1 pseudogene is annotated in these 245 nt (G+C 58.4%); it reads left to right on the plus strand.

Annotation, left to right across the window (positions count from 1 at the left end):
• Positions 1–245: pseudogene (locus R0J87_RS23455) on the plus strand (EamA family transporter RarD); the annotation flags it as partial.

Genomic DNA, 245 nt, shown 5'->3' on the forward strand with positions numbered 1-245 from the left:
CTCAGCAAAGCATGGCCGCAAGTGAAGGCTATTGTGTCTGCAGTCCGTCAGCGCCCCCTGCTATGGCTGGGCTTGCCCTTGTCGGCATTCTTGCTGGGCGTCCAGTTCTGGCTGTTCATGTGGGCGCCGATCAATGGCCGTGCTCTGCCGGTTTCTCTGGGCTATTTCATGATGCCGCTGGTCATGGTGGTGCTGGGCCGTTTCGTTTATCAGGACAGACTGAGCGGGCTGCAAAAAATCGCGGT

This window comes from Halomonas sp. SIMBA_159, assembly GCF_046536035.1.
Taxonomy (GTDB): Bacteria; Pseudomonadota; Gammaproteobacteria; order Pseudomonadales; family Halomonadaceae; genus Vreelandella; species Vreelandella venusta_A.